The organism is Dehalococcoidales bacterium, from assembly GCA_030698765.1.
Classification (GTDB): Bacteria; Chloroflexota; Dehalococcoidia; order Dehalococcoidales; family UBA2162; genus JAUYMF01.
This window is the reverse complement of record JAUYMF010000114.1, coordinates 1-6205: the sequence shown is the minus strand read 5'-3', so window position 1 is coordinate 6205 and position 6205 is coordinate 1. Positions and strand designations below refer to the sequence as shown.

The window sequence follows — 6205 nt, the reverse complement described above, 5'->3', positions numbered from 1 at the left end:
CTGTTTGGTTGGTTTTATTTGTCATTGCGAGGAGCACATTCTCTTCGCTCAGTGTAAACTCCGCGACGCGGCAATCTGGGAAGTGTGGGGGGTACCCTTCCCCGCCACCCGGATTGCTTCGCCCTCGGGCTGAACTCGGGCTGAAGCCTCCGCCTGTGGCGGATGGTCTCGCAATGACAAGGTATATTTGCTAAAATGATTTCGCAATAACATGGCAGAAACATTTTTGTTAAATTGGAAAAGGAATATTACGTATATATAATGACCAACCATAATAATAGCGTTCTTTACACCGGAGTCACTAATGACTTGCAAAGAAGAGTATATGAGCATAAGAACAAGCTGGTTAAAGGTTTCACAGAGAAATATAACCTGACCAGACTCGTCTATTACGAGATGTGCGATGATATCGAGGGTGCTATTATGAGGGAGAAGCAAATCAAAGCTGGTTCAAGGCAAGATAAGGTAAACCTTATTGATGCTATAAATAGAGACTGGTACGACCTTTGCGATAAGCTATGATTTTTGCCCCACCCGGATTGCTTCGCCTTCCGATTTCATCGGGATGGTCTCGCAATGACACGAGAAGGCAGATAGAAGAGGGGGTGAGGTAGATAAAGATACTGGTCGTCGGGGGGGGTGCCCGGGAGCATACCCTGGTCTGGAAACTGGCGCAAAGCCCGAAAGCCGGTGAAATCTACGCGGCGCCGGGTAATGCCGGTACCGCCCAAATTGCTCATAACCTGGATACAAAAGCCGAGGACATCGAGGGACTGGTTAGAGCCGCCGGAAAAAACAGGATTGACCTGGTGGTGGTGGGGCCGGAAGGGCCGCTGGCGGAAGGCATCGTTGACCGTTTTCAAGGGGCGGGCATTCCCGTTTTCGGCCCCACCGGGGCCGCTGCCCGTATCGAATCGAGCAAGGCTTTCGCCAAAGACCTGATGCAGAAGTACGGCATTCCCTGCGCCCGAAGCGTTACCTTTACTGACTATCAGCAGGCGAGAGAGTACCTGGAAAAGCAGACGCCTCCAGTCGTGGTCAAGGCTGACGGGCTGGCGGCGGGGAAGGGGGTAGTCGTCGCTGATTCCCTATCTCAAGCGCTGGAAGCCCTGGACAGCATCATGGCCGCCAGAACACTTGGAGAAGCTGGCGACCGCGTGCTCATCGAGGAGTGTCTATCAGGGAAGGAGATGAGCGCTTTTGCCTTCACCGATGGCAGCAGCGTTATTCCGCTGGTGGATGCCTGCGATTACAAGCGGGTGTATGAAGGAGACCGGGGGCCCAATACCGGGGGGATGGGCAGCTATAGCCCGCCCTATTTTCACACTGAGGAACTGGCGAACAGGGTAGCCGAATCCATTATGGAACCGACGGTGCGGGCGATGAGTCGGGAGGGCGCGCCTTACCGTGGTGTCATCTACGGCGGGCTGATGATTACCGTCGGGGGGCCGAAGGTGCTTGAATTCAATGCCCGCTTCGGTGACCCGGAGACTCAGGTTATCCTGCCTAGACTCAAGACCGACCTGGTGGATATTATGCTGGCGGTGATTGATGGTACTCTGTCGCAACTAAATATCGAGTGTACTACGGATGCCTGCGTTGGCGTGGTTATGGCTTCGGGCGGTTATCCCGGTAGCTACCAGACCGGCTTCCCTGTTAGCGGGCTGGACAGCCTGGATAAAGATGTCCTGGTCTTTCATGGCGGAACCAGGGCGGGAGAAACACCGGGGCAGGTACTGACCGGCGGTGGGCGGGTGCTGACGGTGGTGGCTACTGGCAAGACCCTGGCTCAAGCCAGGGAAAAAGTTTATAATAATATCTCGCGGGTCCACTTCGAAGGCTGCCATTATCGAAGGGATATAGCTTTGATAAGTAATAAGTAACATCAAAAAGACATTATGCCAATCTAAAATGATTGACCATAGTCTGTCATTGCTATGAAAATGGGTGTCATTCCGGTGAAAGCCGGAATCCAGTCACTCCACCTAGATTCCGTATCAAGCCTGTCCTGGCGACAGGCCAGGGTACGGAATGACAGAGGATATGCGTAATCGAGGAGCGAAGCCACTCTTCAGGAAAATATCCCCTTCCCCTTGACGAAGGGGATAGGGTTACCAAATAATTGAGTGAGGTAGATATGCCCAAAGTAGGCGTGCTCATGGGTTCAAAATCGGACGCTGATGTAATGCAACTGACCCTTGACGTGTTGCAGGAACTCGGCATTGATTACGAGGTCAATGTTATTTCGGCCCACCGTACCCCGGAGAAAGCCCGGCGGTACGGGATGGAGGCGCAGGGGCGGGGGATTGAGGTTATCATCGCCGCTGCCGGCGGCGCTGCCCACCTGCCCGGTGTACTGGCTAGCTGGACTACGCTGCCGGTCATCGGCGTGCCCCTGGCCAGCAGTGAGTTGAAGGGGGTTGATGCCCTCTACTCTATCGTGCAGATGCCCGCCGGAATACCGGTGGCCAGTGTGGCGATAGGGGCGGCCGGGGCCAGGAATGCCGCCTACCTCGCCGCCGAAATCTTGGGCTTGAAGTATGAGCCAATAAGGGCTGCTTACCAGCGGTACCGGAGCGAATTAAAGGAGATAACTGATGATTGAACGCTATTCCAGACCTGAGATGAAAAGGATCTGGTCAGATGAAAACAAGTTCGCCAAGTGGCTGGAGGTGGAAATCGCCGTTTGCGAAGCCTGGGCTGATTTAGGGGTCATTCCCAGAGAAGCGGTGCCCCGTATCAAGCTGGCGCGGGTCAATCTGAAGCGGATGGAGGCGATTCTTAAAGAGACCCACCATGATATGACCGCTTTTCTGGGCGCTGTTGCCGAGGGTCTGGGTGAGGAATCACGCTTTATTCACCTCGGTATGACTTCTTCGGATGTCATGGATACCGCCCTCAGCCTGCAGATGGTGGAAGCTGCCGATTTGCTGATTCGGGACATCAAAGATATGGTGGCGGTGCTGGCGGAAAAGGCGATTAAGTATAAATATACGCCGATGATTGGCCGCACTCATGGTATCCACGCGGAGCCGATTTCCTTTGGTCTGAAGCTGGCGCTTTGGGTTGAAGAGATGAACCGCAACCGCCAGCGGCTCAAAGAGGCTGTGAAAGCTATCGCCGTGGGCAAGATTTCTGGTGCGGTTGGCACCTACGCCACGCTGTCTCCGGAGGTTGAGGAGAAGGCCTGTGCCGCTTTGGGTCTGGCTCCCGCCCCGGTGTCAAACCAGATATTGCAGCGTGACCGCCACGCTCAGTTTGTGACTACCCTGGCGCTGATTGCCAGCTCCCTGGAGAAGTTCGCTACCGAGATTAGAGGGTTACAGAAGACGGAGACGCGGGAGGCGGAAGAACCCTTTGCCGCCGGGCAGACCGGCTCTTCGGCGATGCCTCACAAAAGGAACCCGGAGCTCTGCGAGCGGGTCTGCGGCATGGCGCGGCTAATGAGGGGCTACGCGCTTACTTCAATGGAGAATATCGCCCTGTGGCATGAGCGCGATATCAGTCACTCTTCTACCGAGCGTATTATCCTGCCCGATTCCTGTCTCCTGCTCGATTATTCCCTGGCTGTTTTTACCTCGGTGATGAAGGGCTTACAGGTATATCCGGCGCGGATGAAGCGCAATCTGGAGCTTACCAGGGGCTTGATTTTCTCTCAGCGGGTAATGCTGACTTTGATAGATAAAGGGTTGAGCCGGCAGGAAGCCTATGAACTGGTGCAGCGCAACGCCATGAAATCATGGAAGGGGAATAAGAGCTTTCTTGCCTTATTGAGTGCTGATAAGGAAGTTACCGCCCAACTGCTACCGGCAGAGCTGGAAAATCTTTTCGACTACCAGTATTATTTGCGTTACATCGACGAGATTTTCCAGCGGCTGGGCCTGACCGAAGCTCAATGGCAGGAGACTTTTACCAGGGTTGAGCCTGACGAGCTGGCACCCAGGACAATATAGCTCGGGTCAAGTATCCGCGAAATTAGCCTGCCGTACTGTTAAGAAAATGACGCTCTTGTCTCGAACAAGCCGCCTGATGCAGAAGGGTGCCCTGGAAGTTATTCCCAATGTTTATCAGCTTGCTATCAGGGGCGCTAATGTAATACTGATTGTCGAGCAAAAGCTGACGCTGATCGATACCGGATTCCCCGGCAGTTCAGCCCGGATAGCCGACTTTATCCGCAGTCTGGGACGTTCCATTGAGGAGATCAGCCTTATTATTGTCACCCATTATCACGTCGACCACTCTGGCGGGCTGCCCGAGTTGAGAAGACTTACCCGGGCAAGAGTCGCCGCTCACCGGGATGATATCGGTGATTTTAAAGACTCACCGTCCTATCCCGTGATAATCCGGTGGTTGCTCCGGATCCCTTTCCTGTCTGCTTTACGCTCGGTCTTCTTCATCCGGGACAGTGATAAGGATATTAGACTGGAGGGAGGAGAGATTCTTGAGGTGCTGGGCGGGCTTGAGATTGTCCATACGCCGGGACATACGGCGGGAAGCATCAGTCTTTTTTCCCCGGCAAATAAGCTGCTGATAGTTGGCGATGCCCTGAATAAACGCCACTGGCTGCCACTGAAAGGGGCCAGCGCTGACCTGGCGCAAGCCCTGGCGTCGGTAAAAAAGATGTCCCGTTTGGATTTTGAAATCCTGTGTTTCGGGCACGGCCGGCCGTTGACCGGGGATGTTCGCCTCAAGATGCGGCAATTTTTAGCCGGAATCAAGGATTGACAACAGCCGCTTCAACTGACTATCATAGATATGATAAAATGCGAGTTATTGCTGGTACAGCCAAAGGGCACCGGCTTAAAGTACCACAGAGAAGTGCTACCCGTCCGGCGACTGATTTAGTAAGGGGGGCAATTTTTTCTATACTGGAGAATCTTACCGGAAACTGGGAGCAGGTGCTTGATTTATTTTCCGGTAGCGGCGCCCTTGGTATTGAGGCTTTGAGCCGTGGTGCCGGCTGGGCTGACTTTGTTGAACATGAACCGCGCTGTTGTGCTATAATTAGGGAAAATTTGGAAAAGACCAGGCTGTCAGCAAGGGCGCATGTTTATTGCTGCAGCGTAGTTAAAGCCCTTTCCTTTCTTGATAAGGAGTATGGAATTATTCTGATGGACCCGCCTTACTCTAACTCATTAATAGGTAATCTGGTGGAACAATTAGCAACCTCTAAACTAGTCGGGGCGGACACCACCCTGGTGGTAACTCATTCTCCTCATCTCTCTCTGAGCCCGGCTTACCCGCCGTTAAATCTGGTTAAAGAATACCGTCACGGTGACAGTTGCATCGCAGTATATCGAAAGGAGGTTAAAGCGTGACCATCGCTCTTTATCCGGGGACATTCGACCCGATAACCAACGGGCATCTGGATATCGCCGCCAGGGCCGCCCGGCTTTTCCGGAAGGTTGTCATTGGTGTCTATGATGCCCCAATCAAGAACCTGTTATTTAATACCGATGAGAGGGTAGATCTGGCGAGGCAGGCAATTGCCGGTTTGTCCAATGTCGAAGTGGAACCATTCAGTGGTCTGACTGTCGATTTTGCCCGGCAAATAGGCGCTAAAACACTGGTGCGCGGATTAAGGGTAGGCGCTGACTTTGAGCGTGAGTTCGAGATGGCGCTGATGAACAAGAAGCTGGCTCCCGATTGTGAGCTGGTCTGCTTAATGGCCAGCCTGAAGTACCAGTTCCTCAGTTCCAGCTTGCTTAAGGAAGTGGTCGGGCTGGGTGGTTGTGTTGATGACCTGGTTCCTCAAGCTGTGGCGTTAGTCTTAAAAGAGAGAGTGCATAGTAAAGTTTAAAAATAAAAAAGGGAAAAAATTTCCCGCAGGAAATTAAGGAGGTATGTTGTATGGCCTACAAAATTACGGATGATTGTATTAGCTGTGGAGCCTGTGAACCGGAGTGCCCCAATCAAGCAATCAGCGAAGGGGAGACAATTTATGTAATCGATCCCAGCAAATGTACGGAATGTGTCGGTTCTTTTGACTCTTCACAGTGTGCGGCGGTATGTCCCGTAGACGCCTGCGTATCTGATTCGTCTCACAAGGAAAGCCGGGAAACGCTGCTGGAGAGGTGGAAGGGTCTGCATCCGGGTGAGACCCCGGTCGTCACCTAATGCTTAGTTTCGTAATTGAGTTATCTTATGCGCACCGTTCGTGGTGAGCTTGTCGAACCACCGGCGCGCCCTTCGACAAGCTCAGGGC

The 6205-nt window shown here is 53.2% G+C and carries 8 protein-coding genes; all 8 read left to right on the top strand.

Features of this window, described 5'->3' with window-relative positions; all coding sequences use genetic code 11:
• The first annotated feature begins 234 nt into the window (after positions 1-234).
• The 8 genes from Q8Q07_05700 to Q8Q07_05665 all read left to right on the top strand — a co-directional run bounded on the left by Q8Q07_05700 (position 235) and on the right by Q8Q07_05665 (position 6117).
• On the top strand, positions 235-522 hold the full coding sequence (locus Q8Q07_05700) for a GIY-YIG nuclease family protein (protein MDP3879785.1): 288 nt from the start codon (positions 235-237) through the stop codon (positions 520-522).
• Positions 523-614: 92 nt separating this feature from the next.
• Positions 615-1883, top strand: a complete 1269-nt coding sequence (gene purD, locus Q8Q07_05695) for a phosphoribosylamine--glycine ligase (GenBank protein ID MDP3879784.1) — start codon at positions 615-617, stop codon at positions 1881-1883.
• A gap of 254 nt (positions 1884-2137) precedes the next feature.
• Positions 2138-2605 (top strand): 5-(carboxyamino)imidazole ribonucleotide mutase, encoded by a 468-nt coding sequence (gene purE, locus Q8Q07_05690; GenBank protein MDP3879783.1) that lies wholly within the window; start codon positions 2138-2140, stop codon positions 2603-2605.
• Positions 2598-3953, top strand: coding sequence for an adenylosuccinate lyase (gene purB / locus Q8Q07_05685; GenBank protein MDP3879782.1), 1356 nt, complete (start codon positions 2598-2600; stop codon positions 3951-3953). The genes purE and purB overlap by 8 nt, the downstream gene beginning before the upstream one ends.
• A gap of 76 nt (positions 3954-4029) precedes the next feature.
• Positions 4030-4725, top strand: coding sequence for an MBL fold metallo-hydrolase (locus tag Q8Q07_05680; GenBank protein MDP3879781.1), 696 nt, complete (start codon positions 4030-4032; stop codon positions 4723-4725).
• A 38-nt stretch (positions 4726-4763) separates the two neighbouring features.
• Entirely contained in the window at positions 4764-5318 is a 555-nt protein-coding gene (rsmD, locus tag Q8Q07_05675; GenBank protein MDP3879780.1) for a 16S rRNA (guanine(966)-N(2))-methyltransferase RsmD, read from the top strand.
• Positions 5315-5800: a pantetheine-phosphate adenylyltransferase gene (gene coaD / locus Q8Q07_05670; protein MDP3879779.1), complete on the top strand. Its 486-nt coding sequence runs from the start codon at positions 5315-5317 to the stop codon at positions 5798-5800. The genes rsmD and coaD overlap by 4 nt, the downstream gene beginning before the upstream one ends.
• A gap of 50 nt (positions 5801-5850) precedes the next feature.
• A complete protein-coding gene (locus Q8Q07_05665; protein MDP3879778.1) occupies positions 5851-6117 on the top strand; it encodes a YfhL family 4Fe-4S dicluster ferredoxin in 267 nt (88 codons plus the stop codon).
• The last annotated feature ends 88 nt before the right edge of the window (positions 6118-6205 follow it).